Here is a 16968-nt window from a genome sequence, read left to right as displayed (position 1 = left end):
AAACGCATTGATTTTAAGCCCAATGCGTTTTAAAAATCACACCACCTCTGCCTTAGCTATCGGCTTGTGCCCTTCGGTTAAATGAATAAAATCAACTAAGTCCTCACCAGAAACTTGAAAAGCTTGACCAAAACCTTTAACGAATAAACCCTGTTGTGGCGTCAGTTGGAACAACACAAAATCTTCTAACACACTTAAACCAGTTACGATTTCACCAAAACGATCGGTTAAGGACTCAATCACTTGTTGCCACTCTGGGGTTTCGCGCTCGACCGCCTTGACGCTGGCATCAAAGGTGAGCCGCTTACGGGCAAAGATGCTTTTGGCTTGTGCTTCATCCTCGATCATCATTAACGACACCTTTGGCTGCGCCAGTAAGTTGCGAGCATGGCGGGCTATTTTACTGATCAAAATGTAATACGCTTGGTTATGCATAATAAACGGCGCATAGCTAACATTCGGCTGGCCTTGCTCATCCACCGTGGCCAGCTGCAAGGTTTGGCATTGCTGACGAAACTCAGCAATGTCGGGGCCCAAGCGGCCTTGTAATCGCTGTTGCTTTTCGGTGCTTGTCTCTGCTTGGTTCATACTTCTTCTACCTGTGACTGCTTAAGTTTTTGAAATTTTTCGACTTGCTCAGGGATTAACTGGCGCTTGGCATCGCGACCTAAATACACTTTAAACACCCCTTCTCCCGTGGCGGTGAAAAAGCCAATAAAGTAACTCTCTTTGCCGTTAAATGGCTTACTGACTAAGGCAATGTGCGCCACGTTATCTAGCCTTAAGTGGCCATGTAATTCACCACTTTTGCCCATTAAATTATAGTAACCATGAGCTGATTTCCCCTTCGGGAAATTGGCCTTCACCTCAAAAATAGAGCCTTGGCTATGCACTATGGTGGTCACGGGTCCCCAATCACTCAGTTGCTGTAAGATAGTTTCGGCTGCATCACCAGCAATGGCGGTAACCATGGCTTTGGGCAAAGCCAACACGACTTCTCCCTCACTTAAATTTAATTGCTCGGCCATTCCTGCCGGATGCAAACCGGGTTGATCAATCAGCACTGTCGCCACTTGTTTGGCAACTTGGGACTTAGAAATATCTTGGTACACAATGAACCTCTTAAACGAATATCTAGCGCAGTTTTGGCGCTAGCTTCAAACCAAGTAAGCTGGAATACCGATAAATTTATCGCAAATGATAATTGATATCAATTGCATTTAGGAATAATATTTGCCGAAATCATCGCATGAGGACGTAATGATGCGCGCAATATCCCTACTTTTAATCAGTTTAATTTTTTCTTCAACAGCGCTCGCCAATAACAAAATTGTCAGTGCTGGCGCCACGATCACCGAAATAATTTATGCCTTGGGGGCTCAGCAGCAGTTAGTGGGCACCGATGTCACCAGTAATAAATGGCATAACGGCACCCTGCCCGATGTGGGCTATCACCGCGCGCTTACCGTTGAGGGGCTGCTGTCATTAACACCCGATTTGTTGATTGCAAGCAAGGAGGCCGGACCCGACACCACGCTGCAACTGTTACAACAGGCAGGCGTGCAGATCACCATCGTCAGCAGTGGTAATCGCATCGAAGATTTAAAACAGCGGATAAATGAGATAGCGCAACAAACAGGCAAAGAGGAACAAGCCAGCAACTTAAACAACAAAGTGGATGCCCTCGCCAACCAATTGCAACAACAAACACCGGCGAAAGCACAACAACAAAAGGCAATATTCTTACTCTTACGTGAAGGCAGTCCCGCCAGTTTAGCCGGCAAAGACACGCCAGCAGACGCCATTATTAATTTAATGGGCGCCACCAACCCTGCCGCAACAACCATTAGCTCGTATAAACCAGCCTCAGCTGAGGCCTTGCTAGCCATGGCGCCAGATGTGATCTTGGTAAGCCACCGAACCCTCAAGGCATTAGGCAGTGTCGAGGCACTATTAGCGGCGCACCCAATGTTAGCCGCCACGCCTGCCGGACAAGCCAAGCGGGTATTTAGTATTGCAGGCACCAGTTTAATTGGTGAACTGGGTATTAGCAGCTTACATGAAGCCTTACGTTTAAATAATCAGGTTTACGGTAACTAATCATGCTGATTGTGCGCTATCAACCTCGTCATATCTTTGTACCAACGGGATTACTATTACTAGCCGCAGCGGTCGGTTCTATTTTTATCGGGCCGCTGCCGATCTCGATTCAGCAAGCCATTAAAGCACTACTTAACCAAGAGGTGGCACCCCATGTCAGCTTGGTGATGCAACAGGTGCGGGTGCCACGCATGTTATTGTGTTTAGCCATCGGTGCTATTTTAGCCTTGAGTGGCACTGTAATGCAGGGGCTGTTTCGTAATCCCCTCGCCGATCCGGGTATCATTGGCGTGTCGGGCGGTGCGGCGTTAGGAGCCGCGTTAGCCATTGTTATTTTTGCGCCACTGGCAGAATTTTATCCTCTGTTACTGACTCTTGGCACCGTACCGGTATTTGCTTTTTTCGGCGGCAGTTTAGTCACTTTTTTAGTTTATCAATTAGGCTCTAATCAACATGGCACCTCGGTGGCCATTATGTTGTTGGCAGGCGTAGCGATCAGCGCCTTAGCGGGCGCGGCATTAGGCTTGTTAAATTTTTATGCCGATGAACAAGCACTGCGCGATCTTGCATTATGGTCAATGGGCTCTATGGCGGGTGCCACTTGGCCCAATATCGCCTTAGCTTGGGGCACATTTATCACGTTGTTCGTTTGTTTTCGTCAAGATGCCAACAAGCTCAATGCTTTTCTATTAGGTGAGCCAGAAGCCCGCCACATGGGCATTCAAGTAGAAGTATTAAAACGTCGATTGATTCTGTTGTGCGCTGCTGGCGTGGGGATCAGCGTATCACTCTGCGGCATGATTGGCTTTGTTGGTTTGATTATTCCGCACCTTGGCCGCATGCTAGTGGGCCCTAACCATACTTTACTATTACCTCTCTCAGCGTTACTTGGCGGTTTGCTGTTGTTAATCGCCGACACAGTATCAAGAGTCATAGTTGCGCCAGCAGAGCTGCCAGTGGGCATTATCACTGCGCTAGCGGGCGCACCTTTCTTTATTACTTTATTATTTCAGCAACGAGGCAAAATTTAATGCTTAGGTTATTAGCCAAAACGCCTCATCCGGCACACCATTTTAATGATATTCACATCCCCCAAGCAGCACCATTACAGGTCAGCCACTTGAGCTATCAAGTGCAACAACAAACCTTAGTGGATGATATTAGCTTTGCCCTTAAACACGGCGAACTTTGCGTGGTACTGGGCCCCAATGGCGCGGGTAAAAGTAGCCTGCTTAAGTTGATTAGCGGTGAAATTGGCCTCGCGGGCCATAATATTCGTTTGTTTGGCCAACCGCGCGATATTTGGCCTGATGGCTTACTGGCACAACACTTGGCAATTTTACCCCAGCACAGCCAATTAAGTTTTGCTTTTAGCGCCCTTGAAGTAGCGCAACTGGGTGGATTATCTTTACCGGTTAGCCAGGATAAAATTCGCCGTATCGCCGAACAAAATATGCAAGCTACAGATGTTTTACACTTAGCTCAGCGCGCTTACCCCAGCTTGTCAGGCGGTGAAAAACAGCGCGTTCACTTGGCTCGTGTGCTTACCCAGCTGAGTCGTGCCAACAACCATGGCTTACTTATTTTAGATGAGCCAACCTCGGCATTAGATTTAGCCCAACAACACAAGGTGTTGCAACTGTGTCAGCGATTATGTCAACAAGGTATCACTGTGCTTATGGTGTTACATGATCTTAACTTGGCTGCGCAATATGCTGACCGTATCTTGCTATTAAAATCAGGTCAATTACGGGTTGATAGTGCGCCCACTGAAGCGCTTACAACTGAAAACATTGAACAAATTTATCAATATTCAGCCAAGGTGATGGCTCATCCTGAGCTAGGCTACCCGATAGTGATGAGTGAAAGTAATCACTAAAATATCTTTATACTAAACTCTAATAAGTTGAATGGCAGATCATGACAAACGAGACAATAATAAGTGCTCATAAGGGACGCTTAAATGAAAATATTGGTTGTTGAAGACACCATTTGCTTACGCCACATTATGCTCCATATGCTGCGCGAGCTTGGCCATACGGATTTAGAAGAAGCCGCCGATGGTACTCATGCCTTGCATTTATTAGCTAAACATCAGTTTGACTTGGTGATCACTGATTATAATATGCCAAAAATCAATGGGCTGCATCTACTAAAGCATATTCGTGCCAACGAGTTAACGGCCGATTTACCAGTACTTATTGTTACCAGTGACGCCGATAAATCGCATCTAACTCAAGCCATTCAAGCCAAGGTATCTGGCTTTTTGGCTAAACCCTTTAGTCTTACCATCTTGAAAAAACAGATGGATAAAATAATACAAAAACGCAATCAATCGGCGGCCAACAAAACCACCCGATTCATTGCGTTGGACTAAGCCAAATATGGGATAAGCGAAATCGTATATTTTCCTGCAAAAACCCTGTGGATATATCCCTATCGGGTTTACGTTTTCATCCTTGAAAACGAAACTTTGCCGTAACCACACTTTATTTGGCTGTGCTCAGCTTCAACAAAACTGAGGCTAACTAAATCTGGCTATTAATCAAAGCTCTGATTTCTGCCAAGGTAGTAGTGCGAACTAACTGACCATCTTCAAACACAGTTTGCAATAAGCCCTGTTGTTCTTCTGCCTCAGTAACATTATCGATCACCACTAATTCGCCATTAACCCGCTCGACTTTAAGCAGCCCCTTAGCTGATTTTTTCTTAGTATCGGTTTTTGGGTCTTTAAAAATCGCCATACGTTCGCCGTTTTTCACTACGCTGGTGGCTTTCACTGCACTGCCGTGAGTATCACGGGTAACGTATTGGTAGCTGTAAGAGCCAATCCCGAGCACCACTTTTGATGCGAAGCCTTTGTCCATTAAGCGCTGCAATATTTGGCGCTGACGCTCAAGGGTAATGGCATCGCCGTAAATAGCACCAATGTGCGGATCCAGTAATTTAAAACCTTTGTCGGTTACCGTGCCGCCAAAAGTGTCCCATAAACATTCAATCAGCCCCTTCACTTCACAAGGCATAAGCTCGGTTGGCACATGGTCTTGATCTGCCACCTCATAAATCCGATCATCAAAACTAAAGGCTTCGGCATCGGCCTTACGCGCTTTTAAGTTAGCTGCGGCTAAGGTTAACTCTGCCGAGCTAAATGGCGTAGCGTGAACTTGGTAACCGGTTAAAATTTTCACTGGGTCGCCAGAATCAGGGCGGATCACTAAGGTACCATCACGTGCCATAATCTCTTGTTTTAACTGTGGTAAATAGTCGGTTACTAAGGTCCAAAAGTCCCAAGTATCGCTCACCACTGATAAAATGCCGGTTGGCGCTTGCTGCTGCATCAAGTAACGGAAAAACTCAATTTCTCCTTCCATTAACCAACTGCAGGTTACGCTGTGCTCGGTTGCATCAACTGAGCAGCCCACCAGCTCTTGGTCAACATTGGCGCCGTAATATTTTTCTGCAAACAATACTGCGGTGATGGTGTCGGTGCCCACCAAGCCAGACGCTAAGTGACCAAAGCCACTCATGGCAGCTGCTGCCTTACCAAACATGCCGCGAAACGAAAAATCGTGACCCTGAAACGGCACAAAACTCATGTCTAGACCGGTTTTTTCAGCAAACTCTTTAAACACTTTGATATAAGCCGTTGCCGTGGTGGCGCTGGTTTGAATCGGCCAGTTTTCGCAGCTCAATACAGTTTCAATCATATTGGTTAACCACTGAAAACCGTCTTTAGTATTCACGATAGTGATAGGTGGCACTTGGTAAGGCACTAGCGTGCCTTCTGGCAAGGCTTTAATGCGTAACGGTAAGTAACCAAGATCGTGCAGTTTTTCTAGGTAAGTTACGTCTACGCTGTAACCTAACATCGCCGATAAAATACGTTTGTGTTGCGCCACGGCAACGGCTCTATCCATTTTGAAAAAGTCATTCCACTCTTCAATAAGGTACGACATGATGAAATATTGCAGACCAACAAAGGCTACTTTGTCGTTATCTGCCACATTACTTAACTTGCCCGAGCGCGAGGTGAAATTAGCATATACCTCAGATACTTCTGGGTGGTAAGCACGGCCGTGAAACTCTTTGTACACGTCTTTTTGCATGGTTGCTGCTGAAATAGTCATAGGTTCTTCCTTCTTAATGGGGTTTACGCGATGTGTAATTCGATTGCACCGCTTAGCTCAGGTGCCGGAAAAGATTCGCTGGTGTAAATAGCATCAATCAGGCCATCAAACACAGCTAGACCATTGGCAAAAATGCCGTGAGTGACAAACAAGCTGACACGCTTCGCACCTTGCTGCTTTAATACTTTCGCCAACTCAATAAAGGTGCGGCCACCGTCGCAGATGTCATCGGTAATCAAAACATCTTTATTTGTAATGTCGCCAAAAATAGCGGTGTGAGTAATTTCACCTGTTGCCACATCGCGCACCTTTTCCGCTTGTACCACGGCGATACCACCACCAAAGTATTTCGCTAGGTTGTGTACTTTTTTTGCTGCGCCAGCATCTGGCGCAATCAGGGTTAACTCGCCCGCTTTTAGCTGGGTGGCTAAGGTATGATGACGAGCTAATAACTCAGCCTGTTGCACATTGACCACGTTATTAATCAGCGCAGGAGTTACATCGCTGTGGGCATCCCAAATGGTGACTTTTTGAAAATTAAGTGCGTTGATTAGCTTCGCCATTACCGCCACACCTAAGGCTTCACCTTCGTTACATACTCGGTCTTGACGTGCATAAGGAAAGTACGGTGCCACTAACTCAAGGGCAATTTGATGACCATATTGGCGCTGCAGCGCATCAACCGTAACGGCTAATTGCATAAACGCAGCTGAGTTGTTTAAGCGAGTGGTAATTTCAATGTGTGAGACCTGCTCAACCACATTGGTAATGCGCACATGCTCTTCACCACCATTGAAAGTAAAACTATCGAACTGCAGTTCCGTTGCTTGCTGCTGACCTATTTGAAACGCCTTAATGTGCATTATTGACTTCCTTTTACTTTAAATGTCTCAGAGACCCTTAACTTGACTATAAATATAGTCTCAGAGACCATATAGTGTCAACTCTATTTTGAGTCTTTAAGACTCTATTTTGTTTTCATGATGTCCAGCTGTTAACACTGACGTCATAAAAGGGGGTTGATAATGGCTGAATAATACCTCATTTTATAGTCAACCAAGCTGAGACTTGTACCTAGCTCACTGGAAATGATTGGCATTGGATTTATTAACGCAGCACGCTATTATGTTGTCTCTGAGACTAATAAGAGCCAGCCTATGAGCCAGCAAACCGAACAAGCCTATTTAGCCAGTTACAACATTAAAGATTACGACACCTGTTTGACCACGGTGGATAGCGTGTTATTTACCGTATTGAACGGTGAGCTATATACTTTATTGGTACGTCGTGCCAATCACCCTTATTTGGCTTACTGGGGCCTACCCGGCGGCTTTATTGATGTGCAGCGTGATGTGGATTTGACCGCTTGTGCTAATCGCCATTTAGCCGAAAAAACGGGCATTATTCCGCCCTACTTAGAGCAAGTATGCTCAACCGGCAGCAAAACACGTGACCCCCGAGGTTGGTCAACCACAGTAACTTATTACGCACTAATGGCCCACATCCAATGCACCACAGATATCGACTCGGTAGATGATGTGCAATGGCTACCTGTCACCCAGGCGCTACAGATGGAACTGGCTTTTGACCATAAACAAATGATTGAGCAAGCACTGGAGCGACTCAAGCAAAAAGCATTATATTCATTAGTGCCTGTTTATGCCCTGCCCGAAACCTTCACTCTCAGCGAACTACAACAACTGCATGAAGTGATATTAGGAAAGTCGATTCAAAGTAAATCGTTTCGCCGCCGTATTGAATTAGCCAACGTGTTAGAGGAAACAGGCGAACTAAGCACGCAAAAAGGAAAAGGCAAGCGCCCAGCTTTATACCGTGTTAAAGCCAGTGCGGCAGACTATCGTTTCATGCGCAATTTAGAGTATTAATAGTTCCGCGTTGAACGCATAAAAAATAGATTACTGGCGCGTTGCACCGATTTGTCTTGGCCTTTACTCAAAACCGCATTGAGCCACATTTCATTGCCGCTTCTGGGCCTTAAATCTGACGTTCGCCAGGTTTTTTCAATGGTAAAAGGCACATCGCTGATCACATCAGCCAAACGCGTCAGGTTTAGGTTGGTAAACCAACGCCCATCCCGTTCACCTTCGCTATTGCCGTACTTAAACGACAAATACAGCACTCCACCCGGTTTTAACGCGCGACATAAGCGATTAAGGGTATCCGGCAAATCATCATATTTCACATGTAGTAAGCTGGCACAGCACCAAATGCCATGATAGGCGCGCACTTCATCAATATGTTCAAAGTCTTTCAGCTCAACCGCGACACCAGAGTAGCGCGAGGCTTTAATTGCTAATTCAGGACTAGGATCCATTGCCGACACTTGAAAGCCATGCTCGGCAAAAAATTTGGCGTCACGCCCCGAGCCACAACCTGCATCAAGAATCGCCCCGCCAGGGGGAATGAAAGGTAAAAACGCTTGATACAGTGGATCGAGATCTAAATACACCGTCGATTCAAAAAAAGCGTCCGCATTTTTACTGTAGTAGTTAAGAGTATTAGTCATCATGATAGTTATTTCTACTGGCAACTCGTCCGTGAGTTAGCGCCATTTTACCCGTTTAATGGCAAGAGTGCATTATTTGTGCAACTTTGATTTTAATTAAACGCGAAATTTACGCCCAAAAAGAGCTAATGTGGACGGTTTTGACTTGCTAGGGCTACAAGGCTCTATGTATAAATGGTTGCAAAAAAGTGTGAACCGCATGTGTTGATAAAAAACGAGTTAACGGTGGTCGCATCGCATTATTAGTCGCCATTTTTTGTCGGAGTATAAATGAAAAACTTTAACGAAATCGATAAGCGACTGCTTGCCTATGATAAAATTAATACTTTGGCTATGTTTGGAGAGGCTTATTGGCCCATTAAATAGCCCAATAAAAATTATATTTCAATAGGTTAATCTAATGAGCCACTATGAAGATACGGCGCGAAAGATCTGGCTCCCTTGGTATCAACAAGATTATCGAGAGCTCATTGATTCGGTAAAAGAATCTATAAAGGTGCATATTGAAACGTTTAAAAGGAATCACCCCGAAAAGGTGGTTTATGGCTACTCCATCTACACATGTAATGGCTTTCCTCACTTTGGGCCCGTTTTAAATACTGTGGTTGAGCTGGAGACGAAAGAATCACAGCCATACTACCAATATTGCCCAGACGAATGGTCTGATTGGGATGACTACTCTTGCTTTGAGAAGCCTAAACAAATTGTCGCGTCACTTCATAGAGAGTTTGACCAGTGCGAGGCTAGATTTGAGGATATGTACGAAGAAAATGACGCTCCGATAAATGCCGAGTCAGAAGATTATTGGCAAATGAATATAGAAAGAATCCATGGCGCGATTCTATCAGCTTTGTCAGACCTAAAATCAGCAGGAGTGTTTGACTGGTTAGCTGACCCCGCACTAATTATGATTTGGTATTCTGATCCTTCCGATTGGGAGCTATTAATGGCTAAAAAATCTATTGAAAGTCTTGTGGGTGTAGAGCAAGCGGATGAATTTTCGCTCTCTTTACAATAAAACATAGCCTGTCGATCATAATCATCAGTTTCAATAATAGGGACAAGTATATGAAGTGTTCAGTATTTATTGCGACGAGTACCGACGGCTACATTGCAGAAGAAGATGGAGGTTTGGATTGGCTTCAAACATCAGGAAATCAAGATGCCGATATGAGCGAAAACCCCGACATCGGCTTTGTTGGTTACATTAACTCCGACAACTGTATGGTCATGGTGCGAAAATGTATGGAAACGATATCTAGCTTCAATCTGCCCCCTGAGCATCGCGCTCTAAGCCATCTGTTAATAAGGTAGCTGGAGGCATCTAATCTTCAGCTACCATCATGCGAGCCTGTAATAGGCCGGTGCTTTAGGACAACCCGCCAAAAAAGTTCCGCTCTTTATTGGCGAGTATGACACTTTAATGTCTGCCGATACTAAACTAAAACAATAAGCCTAACCTATTCTACTGTAACACTTTTTGCCAAATTACGAGGTTGATCGACATCCGTGCCTTTGATGATAGCAACATAGTACGACAGTAATTGCAGCGGTATGGTGTAAACAATCGGCGCAAGAATTTCGTCCACATGGGGCACTCGCAGTAAGGTAATGCCTTCACTTTCCACCAGCTCGGCTTCTTCATCGGCAAATACGTATAAATGACCGCCGCGGGCACGTACTTCTTCGATGTTGGATTTCAGCTTTTCTAACAACTCATTGTTAGGCGCAACCACTATGGTCGGCATGTCAGCATCAATCAAAGCGAGTGGGCCGTGCTTCAATTCACCCGCAGCATAAGCTTCGGCGTGAATGTAGCTGATTTCTTTTAGCTTCAGCGCACCTTCCATAGCAATGGGGTATTGATCGCCGCGCCCGAGGAAAAGCGCGTGGTGCTTCTCGGCAAACTCTTCTGCTAAGGTAGCAATGCTATCATTGAGCGCTAAAGCTTGGTTTACCGCATCAGGAAGTTGTTTCAACGATGCGACTAGGTCTGATTCTGCGGTTTCAGACAACACGCCTTTGCTTTTGCCAATCGCACCACAAAACAGCAGTAAACCTGCGAGTTGAGTCGTAAAGGCTTTGGTTGAGGCCACGCCAATTTCTGTTCCGGCGCGGGTCATAAAGGCGAGATCGGATTCACGCACTAACGATGAGCCGGGCACGTTACACATGCTCAAACTGGCGGTGTAGCCCATTTCTTTGGCTAAACGTAAGGCCGCTAGAGTGTCTGCGGTTTCGCCTGATTGCGATAAGGTAACAATCAAGCTATTTGGTCGCACATAAGATTTGCGATAACGAAACTCAGAAGCTATTTCAACATTACAACTCACGCCCGCCATGGCTTCTAGCCAATAGCGCGCCACCATGCCAGCATGATAAGAAGTACCACAAGCAATGATTTGTACATGTTCAATGGTTTTGAAAATATCACCCGCACCCGAGCCAAAGGCCTCACATAACACCGTATTACCCGCTATACGGTTTTCTAGGGTATTAATAATGGCGCTGGGTTGCTCAAAGATTTCTTTCATCATGTAATGACGATATTCACCTTTGTCGCTGGCGTCTTGCGTGACGCTCGACTCAACCAACTGGCGCTCAACCGGGCTGCCATCTAAGGCAAAGATTTTTACGTCACGACGGGTGATTTCAGCCACGTCGCCTTCTTCTAGGAACATAAAGCGACGAGTCACGTTAAGTAATGCTTGCTGGTCAGAGGCAATAAAGTGCTCACCTACGCCAACGCCTATCACCAACGGACTACCAGAGCGTGCCACAATGAGCCGTTCCGGTTGCTCGGCATCCATGATCACCGTGCCATAAGCGCCGTCTAGCTCGCGCACGGCCAGTTGTACTGCGCCAAGTAAATCATTGTTTTGCTGCAAGTAATGCTCAACTAAGTGGGCAATGACTTCGGTATCAGTTTGCGAGCTAAATTCAAAGCCTAACCCTTTCAGCTTTTCTCTGAGTTTTTCATGGTTTTCAATAATGCCATTATGCACCACCGCGATACGGCTTGAGATGTGCGGGTGAGCATTCGCTTCTGAGGGTTCACCATGAGTAGCCCAACGGGTATGGGCAATCCCTGTTCCACCGGAGAGAGGGGTTTCTTGCAACGCATCATTAAGGGCTTGAACTTTGCCGAGTCGGCGTAAACGTTGTATTTGATGATCACCATTGTTAATGGCTATACCGGCACTGTCGTAGCCGCGGTATTCTAATCTGTGTAGTCCTTCAAGTAGTATTTCCGCAACATCCCGTTGCGCTACTGCGCCAACAATCCCACACATAGGCTGGTATCCTTGTTTTAAGAAGCAGAGGTAAGCTCTGATTCATGATTTTATTTAGTTTTATATCCTTCCTTAGAATTGTAGAAGTTCTGTTCATCCTGAACGGAAAAAATGTCGCCTTTTCTCAGACAAAAAATAAACAGCCCTATTTTCATAGGGCTGTTTATTTAACAGATAAGGTTATTTTTTTTGTTTTTCTGGGCGTAGCCAGTTTTGAATGTGACGCTGTTTCACGCGGCTGATGACTAACTCTTTTTCACCTACGTTATGAGTGATGGTAGAGCCTGCACCGATAGTTGCGTTTTGGCCTATAGTCACTGGGGCGATTAACTGCGTGTCGGAGCCGATGAAGGCACCATCTTCAATCACCGTTGGGAACTTGTTAACGCCGTCGTAGTTGCAGGTAATGGTACCTGCGCCAATATTTACGTTAGCGCCAATCGATGCATCGCCTAAGTAAGATAGGTGACCACATTTACTGCCTTTGCCTAAAGTGGCTTTTTTCATCTCAACGAAGTTACCCACGCTTGCGCCATCTTTTAGCACAGTGCCTGGACGTAAACGAGAGAACGGGCCGACACTACAGCCTTCACCCACTTCAACGCCTTCAATGACCGAGTTAGCTTTGATTTCACAATCATCACCAATTTTGGCATTGCGAATTACACAGTTAGGGCCAATTTTAACGTTGTTACCTAAGCGAACCTTGCCTTCAAACACACAGTTAACGTCGATTTCAACGTCCATGCCACAGTCGAGAGAGCCGCGAAGATCAAAACGATTAGCATCTAAAATGGCCACACCATCCATCATTAAATCTTCAGCCAGTTTTAACTGGAACGCGCGCTCTAAACGGCCAAGTTGCAAACGGTTGTTAACCCCTTCCACTTCAATAGCGATACTTGGATGCACGGCATTGACAATACGGCCTTGTTTATAAGCCATTTCAATAATGTCAGTAACGTAATATTCACCCTGTGCATTACTGTTACTTAATTTGAATAGCCAGTTTTGTAAATCTTTCGCGTTAGCAACTAAGATACCGGTGTTAATCTCGCGAATACGATGCTGATCCGGCGAAGCATCTTTATGCTCAACAATGCCACATACCAAGCCATGCTCACGTACAATACGACCATAGCCCGTTGGATCATCAACCATTAAGCTTAGTAAGCCGATGCCTCCTGGTGGTTGTGCAGCAACCAAACGTTTAATGGTGTTAGCGCCCAATAAAGGCACATCACCGTAAACCATTAGAATTTTCTCATCATCTTTAAAATGAGGTGCAGCTACCTGCATTGCATGGCCAGTACCTAGTTGCTGCTCCTGCTTAACCCAATTTAGTTTAGTGTCTTTAATGACTTCTTTCATATGGTCACCACCGTGACCGTAAACAAGATGAATGTTATCAACCCCTAGACTTTTAACGGTATCGATAACATGCTGTACCATAGGTTTATGGGCTATTTTATGTAACACCTTAGGATATTTAGAACGCATACGAGTTCCTTTACCCGCAGCGAGAATGACAACACTCAATGACATATATTTGATTCCAACAATGATTTGGGGACGTAGTTTAGTGAAAAACAGCTTAATTTTTAATAAAAAATAAGACTCTTAGATGAATTTTCATTTAAAACAGATAAAAAACCAACTTATTGTGTGTTATTTCATGCTTTTCTCACAATGAAAGAGCATTTATGAAAAATAATTCATCGAGATTAGTGCTGGCTTCACTTCACTAATAGGCAATAAAACCTTATAAAGATGACATTTTTACCATTAGGGATACTTTTATGAACAAAAAAACTCTGGCAATCGCCGCTTTAACCAGTGCCAGCTTAACGTTAAGTGCATGTACCACAGTCAACCCTTATACTGGTGAAGAGCAAACATCCAATGCCGCCAAGGGCGCAACAATCGGTGCGTTAAGTGGCGCAGTACTTGGGGCTGTAATTAAAGATAAAGATCGCTCTAAAGGCGCATTAATTGGTGCAGCAGCTGGAGCAGCAGCTGGCGGTGGTATCGGCTACTACATGGATGTGCAAGAAGCAGAACTACGCCAAAAGTTACGCAATACCGGTGTCAGCGTTACCCGTGCTGGCGACACCATTATTTTGAATATGCCCAACGCTATCACCTTTGATGTCAACCAAAGCAACTTAAAACAAAGCGCTATGCCAGTGTTAGACAGCGTACTACTCGTGCTGAAAGAGTTCGATAAAACGCGCGTGAATGTATTAGGTCACACAGACAGCACCGGATCTGCAAACTACAACCAAACATTATCAGAGCAACGTGCGGCTTCAGTTGCCGATTACTTACTGCGTAACCAATTGCCTAGTGCGCGAGTGAGTACGTTGGGGTATGGCGAAGCTCGCCCAATTGCAGATAACAATACCGCGTCAGGCCGAGAACAAAACCGTCGTGTGGAGTTAGTGTTAAGTCCGATGTAATTTTCTAGCCCAATGTAAAAAGCCAAGCAACAGAGCTTGGCTTTTTATTAGAGAGCGCCTAATTGATTAAGCAGTCGCTAGCTTAGGATTTGCACCAAAATCATTCGCTTCAGCACTGTCCATAATTGTAAATATTAATAGGATAATACCGCCAACGCCAGGGATAAGAGAAACCCAAAACCACCAACCTGATTTACCAATATCATGTAAACGACGCACAGTAACAGAAATAGCAGGCAGCAAAGAAGCAAGGCAGTATACACCCAGCACAACACCAGTGATGAGTCCTGATGTGCCTAAAACACCGTCCAAAATGCCACAAACAACACCCAGTGCGATGATTGCAATGAAGTTAAATAGTTGAAAAAACCAATATTCACTGCGACGAGCGCGCCCTTCAAATGTGGCGTACTTAGCCCAACATAATTTGTACCAATTCATCTTGTCTCTCCTAAAATATAGTGATCTAAATTTTAATCACAAAAAAATCACCCGAAGTATACCGAGTCTAAATCCTGATTAGTAGTGACAAAAAACACAATTCTAGCAACAACTCACTAAATTTAAGAAAAAAGCGAGATAAAGAACAATGAAAAGGAGAAGTTTCAGAGGAATAAATTAAAGTGGTGTTTCTCCACCACCCTAATTGTGAATAATACAACTAAATTTAGGCTTTAGCATAAAGAATACTTTCGCCAAGAAAACAGAGAGATACGCCGTGTTATTTACAGGCGCAATTCGCGCCCTCTGCTATTAGCTATTTTTCTTCTGCTGCTGTTGCAGCTGCTTTTGCACTTGCTTATGGCGACGGCGCTGGTCAATAAATTTACCTACATCACCACCAATGTGTGCTTCGCCGCGCTCTTGGGCAAGACGAATTTGCTTTTCACGCTCACTAAAACGCTGCTTTTGCTGCTCAGTGAGCTTGTCGTAACAATTTGGACAACTTACGCCCGCCATGTAGCGTTCATCTTGCTTATCAGCTTCGGTGATCGGTAAGCGACAGGCGTTACATTGGTCATAACTGCCTTTTTCTAGGTTATGGTTAACCGCTACACGGCCATCAAACACAAAGCATTCGCCTTGCCACATGGTTTCCGCTTCAGGCACTTCTTCTAGATACTTAAGAATACCGCCTTCAAGATGGTAAACCTCTTCAAAGCCTTCTTCTTTTAAATAAGCGGTTGATTTTTCACAACGAATACCACCAGTACAAAACATAGCCACTTTTTTGTGCTTGGTTTTGTCGAGGTTTTCCTTCACGTATTGTGGAAACTCACGGAAGGTTTCAGTATTCGGGTTAACCGCGTTTTTAAAGGTGCCGATGCTGATCTCGTAATCATTGCGGGTATCCACCAGCAACACTTCAGGATCAGAGATTAAGGCATTCCAGTCTTGTGGTTTAACATAAGTACCCACTACTTTTTTCGGGTCTAACCCTTCCACGCCCATGGTGACAATTTCTTTTTTCAGCTTCACTTTAGTGCGTAAAAAAGGCTGTTCGTCATCCAAGCTCTCTTTATAGCCGATATCAGCAAATCGAGGGTCACTTTTTAACCATGCCAATAGCGCATCAACACCCTCACGGGATCCCGCGACTGTGCCATTAATCCCTTCTTGGGCTAACAGCAAGGTACCGCGAACATCATGCTGGAGCATCACGTCTAACAGTGGGGTTTGAATGGCTTGATAATCGTCAAGGGTGACGAATTTATAGAGGGCACAGACTACATATTGCGACATTTTCTTTTCCTTATATTGCTAACCCTGACGTAAACAGGGCGCGAATGAGGCGCTATTCTAACCAGATTGCTTGCCGCTAAATACCGACACTTTGTAGGGTTAAATACTTTGTAATGTGTAGCAAGTAGTTAGCTTAAAAAATAGTCTTTTTATGCACATCAGTCAGCTTAATTTTCCGAATTATTTAGCCGCACAATAAAATAGCTTGTCGCGGCGCAAAATGTATTTTTCAGGGATGAAAAATCCAAGCTTACAGGGAAGTACTCGCTGCGGTTTTGCATAGGGGTAAGCTATTTTGACGAATACCATTTTGGCAAATACTGTTTTAAGCAGTGCTAATCACGTTGCCAAGCTAATGTCAGTGACACCGAGTCAGCAAAGCGCAGTGCGTGAGGCTTATCAATTTTCACTTTAGCGTAAGTGACCCAAGGGTGCTGATGGCTGATTTTTAGTACATCATCCACCAGCTTTTCTAATAATAAAAAGCGCCCTTCTTCAACATGATGAATAATTTGCTTGGTGACATCTTTATAATTCAAGGCATCGGCAACATTATCAAACAAACGTGCTTTTTCGGCAGGGTAATGAATTTCAACATTAATCACTATGTCCTGCATTTTTTCCATTTCATCAGGGTTAAAGCCGATAAAGGTACGTAATCGCAAATCAGAAATATTAATAATCGCTTGGCTAGTAGACATAAGATCCTCTATTAAATG

The 16968-nt window shown here is 44.7% G+C and carries 18 protein-coding genes; 8 read left to right on the top strand and 10 right to left on the bottom strand.

Annotated elements, in window-relative coordinates; translation table 11 throughout:
• Positions 1–36: 36 nt before the first annotated feature.
• Positions 37–588 carry a heme utilization protein HutZ gene (gene hutZ, locus Q4519_RS09770; protein ID WP_232802060.1) on the bottom strand — a complete coding sequence of 184 codons (552 nt, stop codon included), beginning with the start codon at positions 586–588 and terminating at the stop codon, positions 37–39.
• A complete protein-coding gene (hutX, locus tag Q4519_RS09765) occupies positions 585–1112 on the bottom strand; it encodes a heme utilization cystosolic carrier protein HutX (RefSeq protein ID WP_303511846.1) in 528 nt (175 codons plus the stop codon). Before hutX ends, hutZ begins: the two co-directional genes overlap by 4 nt.
• A gap of 121 nt (positions 1113–1233) precedes the next feature.
• Between hutX and Q4519_RS09760 the strand changes: the two genes are divergently transcribed.
• From Q4519_RS09760 to Q4519_RS09745, 4 genes are all read left to right on the top strand, one after another.
• Positions 1234–2100: a hemin ABC transporter substrate-binding protein gene (locus Q4519_RS09760; RefSeq protein ID WP_303511844.1), complete on the top strand. Its 867-nt coding sequence runs from the start codon at positions 1234–1236 to the stop codon at positions 2098–2100.
• Between the two features lie 2 nt (positions 2101–2102).
• Positions 2103–3131, top strand: coding sequence for an iron ABC transporter permease (locus tag Q4519_RS09755; protein ID WP_303511842.1), 1029 nt, complete (start codon positions 2103–2105; stop codon positions 3129–3131).
• Entirely contained in the window at positions 3131–3979 is an 849-nt protein-coding gene (locus tag Q4519_RS09750; protein WP_303511841.1) for a heme ABC transporter ATP-binding protein, read from the top strand. Before Q4519_RS09755 ends, Q4519_RS09750 begins: the two co-directional genes overlap by 1 nt.
• 84 nt (positions 3980–4063) lie before the next feature.
• Positions 4064–4477, top strand: a complete 414-nt coding sequence (locus Q4519_RS09745) for a response regulator (RefSeq protein ID WP_303511840.1) — start codon at positions 4064–4066, stop codon at positions 4475–4477.
• A gap of 151 nt (positions 4478–4628) precedes the next feature.
• On the opposite strand, the gene Q4519_RS09740 is transcribed toward Q4519_RS09745, so the two are convergent.
• Positions 4629–6227 carry a nicotinate phosphoribosyltransferase gene (locus Q4519_RS09740; RefSeq protein ID WP_303511839.1) on the bottom strand — a complete coding sequence of 533 codons (1599 nt, stop codon included), beginning with the start codon at positions 6225–6227 and terminating at the stop codon, positions 4629–4631.
• A gap of 23 nt (positions 6228–6250) precedes the next feature.
• Positions 6251–7090 (bottom strand): ribose-phosphate diphosphokinase, encoded by an 840-nt coding sequence (prs, locus tag Q4519_RS09735; protein WP_232802067.1) that lies wholly within the window; start codon positions 7088–7090, stop codon positions 6251–6253.
• A 294-nt stretch (positions 7091–7384) separates the two neighbouring features.
• Here prs and Q4519_RS09730 point away from each other — a divergent pair, with 294 nt between their 5' ends.
• Positions 7385–8113 (top strand): NUDIX domain-containing protein, encoded by a 729-nt coding sequence (locus tag Q4519_RS09730; RefSeq protein WP_232802068.1) that lies wholly within the window; start codon positions 7385–7387, stop codon positions 8111–8113.
• Here the strand turns inward: Q4519_RS09730 and Q4519_RS09725 are convergent.
• On the bottom strand, positions 8110–8757 hold the full coding sequence (locus tag Q4519_RS09725) for a bifunctional 2-polyprenyl-6-hydroxyphenol methylase/3-demethylubiquinol 3-O-methyltransferase UbiG (RefSeq protein WP_232802069.1): 648 nt from the start codon (positions 8755–8757) through the stop codon (positions 8110–8112). The two genes, Q4519_RS09730 and Q4519_RS09725, sit on opposite strands and share 4 nt — an antisense overlap.
• A 397-nt stretch (positions 8758–9154) precedes the next feature.
• On the opposite strand from Q4519_RS09725, the gene Q4519_RS09720 reads away from it, so the two are divergent.
• Both Q4519_RS09720 and Q4519_RS09715 read left to right on the top strand, forming a co-directional pair.
• Positions 9155–9772 carry a DUF4303 domain-containing protein gene (locus Q4519_RS09720; protein WP_303511838.1) on the top strand — a complete coding sequence of 206 codons (618 nt, stop codon included), beginning with the start codon at positions 9155–9157 and terminating at the stop codon, positions 9770–9772.
• 50 nt (positions 9773–9822) lie between these two features.
• Positions 9823–10068 carry a hypothetical protein gene (locus tag Q4519_RS09715; protein ID WP_303511836.1) on the top strand — a complete coding sequence of 82 codons (246 nt, stop codon included), beginning with the start codon at positions 9823–9825 and terminating at the stop codon, positions 10066–10068.
• A gap of 146 nt (positions 10069–10214) precedes the next feature.
• Here the strand turns inward: Q4519_RS09715 and glmS are convergent, their stop codons facing one another.
• On the bottom strand, positions 10215–12047 hold the full coding sequence (glmS, locus tag Q4519_RS09710) for a glutamine--fructose-6-phosphate transaminase (isomerizing) (protein ID WP_303511834.1): 1833 nt from the start codon (positions 12045–12047) through the stop codon (positions 10215–10217).
• 180 nt (positions 12048–12227) lie between these two features.
• Positions 12228–13592, bottom strand: a complete 1365-nt coding sequence (gene glmU, locus Q4519_RS09705; RefSeq protein WP_303511832.1) for a bifunctional UDP-N-acetylglucosamine diphosphorylase/glucosamine-1-phosphate N-acetyltransferase GlmU — start codon at positions 13590–13592, stop codon at positions 12228–12230.
• Positions 13593–13846: 254 nt separating this feature from the next.
• Between glmU and Q4519_RS09700 the strand changes: the two genes are divergently transcribed.
• Positions 13847–14506, top strand: a complete 660-nt coding sequence (locus tag Q4519_RS09700) for an OmpA family protein (RefSeq protein ID WP_303511830.1) — start codon at positions 13847–13849, stop codon at positions 14504–14506.
• Positions 14507–14572: 66 nt separating this feature from the next.
• Here the strand turns inward: Q4519_RS09700 and Q4519_RS09695 are convergent, their stop codons facing one another.
• The 3 genes from Q4519_RS09695 to folX all read right to left on the bottom strand — a co-directional run bounded on the left by Q4519_RS09695 (position 14573) and on the right by folX (position 16950).
• Positions 14573–14947 (bottom strand): DUF805 domain-containing protein, encoded by a 375-nt coding sequence (locus Q4519_RS09695; RefSeq protein WP_232802075.1) that lies wholly within the window; start codon positions 14945–14947, stop codon positions 14573–14575.
• Between the two features lie 312 nt (positions 14948–15259).
• The gene (locus tag Q4519_RS09690) at positions 15260–16249 is read right to left on the bottom strand and encodes a rhodanese-related sulfurtransferase (protein ID WP_303511827.1); all 990 of its coding nucleotides are present in this window, start codon (positions 16247–16249) and stop codon (positions 15260–15262) included.
• Between the two features lie 335 nt (positions 16250–16584).
• Positions 16585–16950, bottom strand: a complete 366-nt coding sequence (folX, locus tag Q4519_RS09685; RefSeq protein ID WP_232802077.1) for a dihydroneopterin triphosphate 2'-epimerase — start codon at positions 16948–16950, stop codon at positions 16585–16587.
• Positions 16951–16968 lie beyond the last annotated feature (18 nt).

This window comes from Motilimonas sp. 1_MG-2023 (assembly GCF_030547455.1).
In the GTDB taxonomy this organism is placed as follows: domain Bacteria; phylum Pseudomonadota; class Gammaproteobacteria; order Enterobacterales; family CBDFNC01; genus Motilimonas.
Note: the sequence above shows the minus strand (reverse complement) of the source record. Positions and strands in the feature narration are given on the sequence as shown.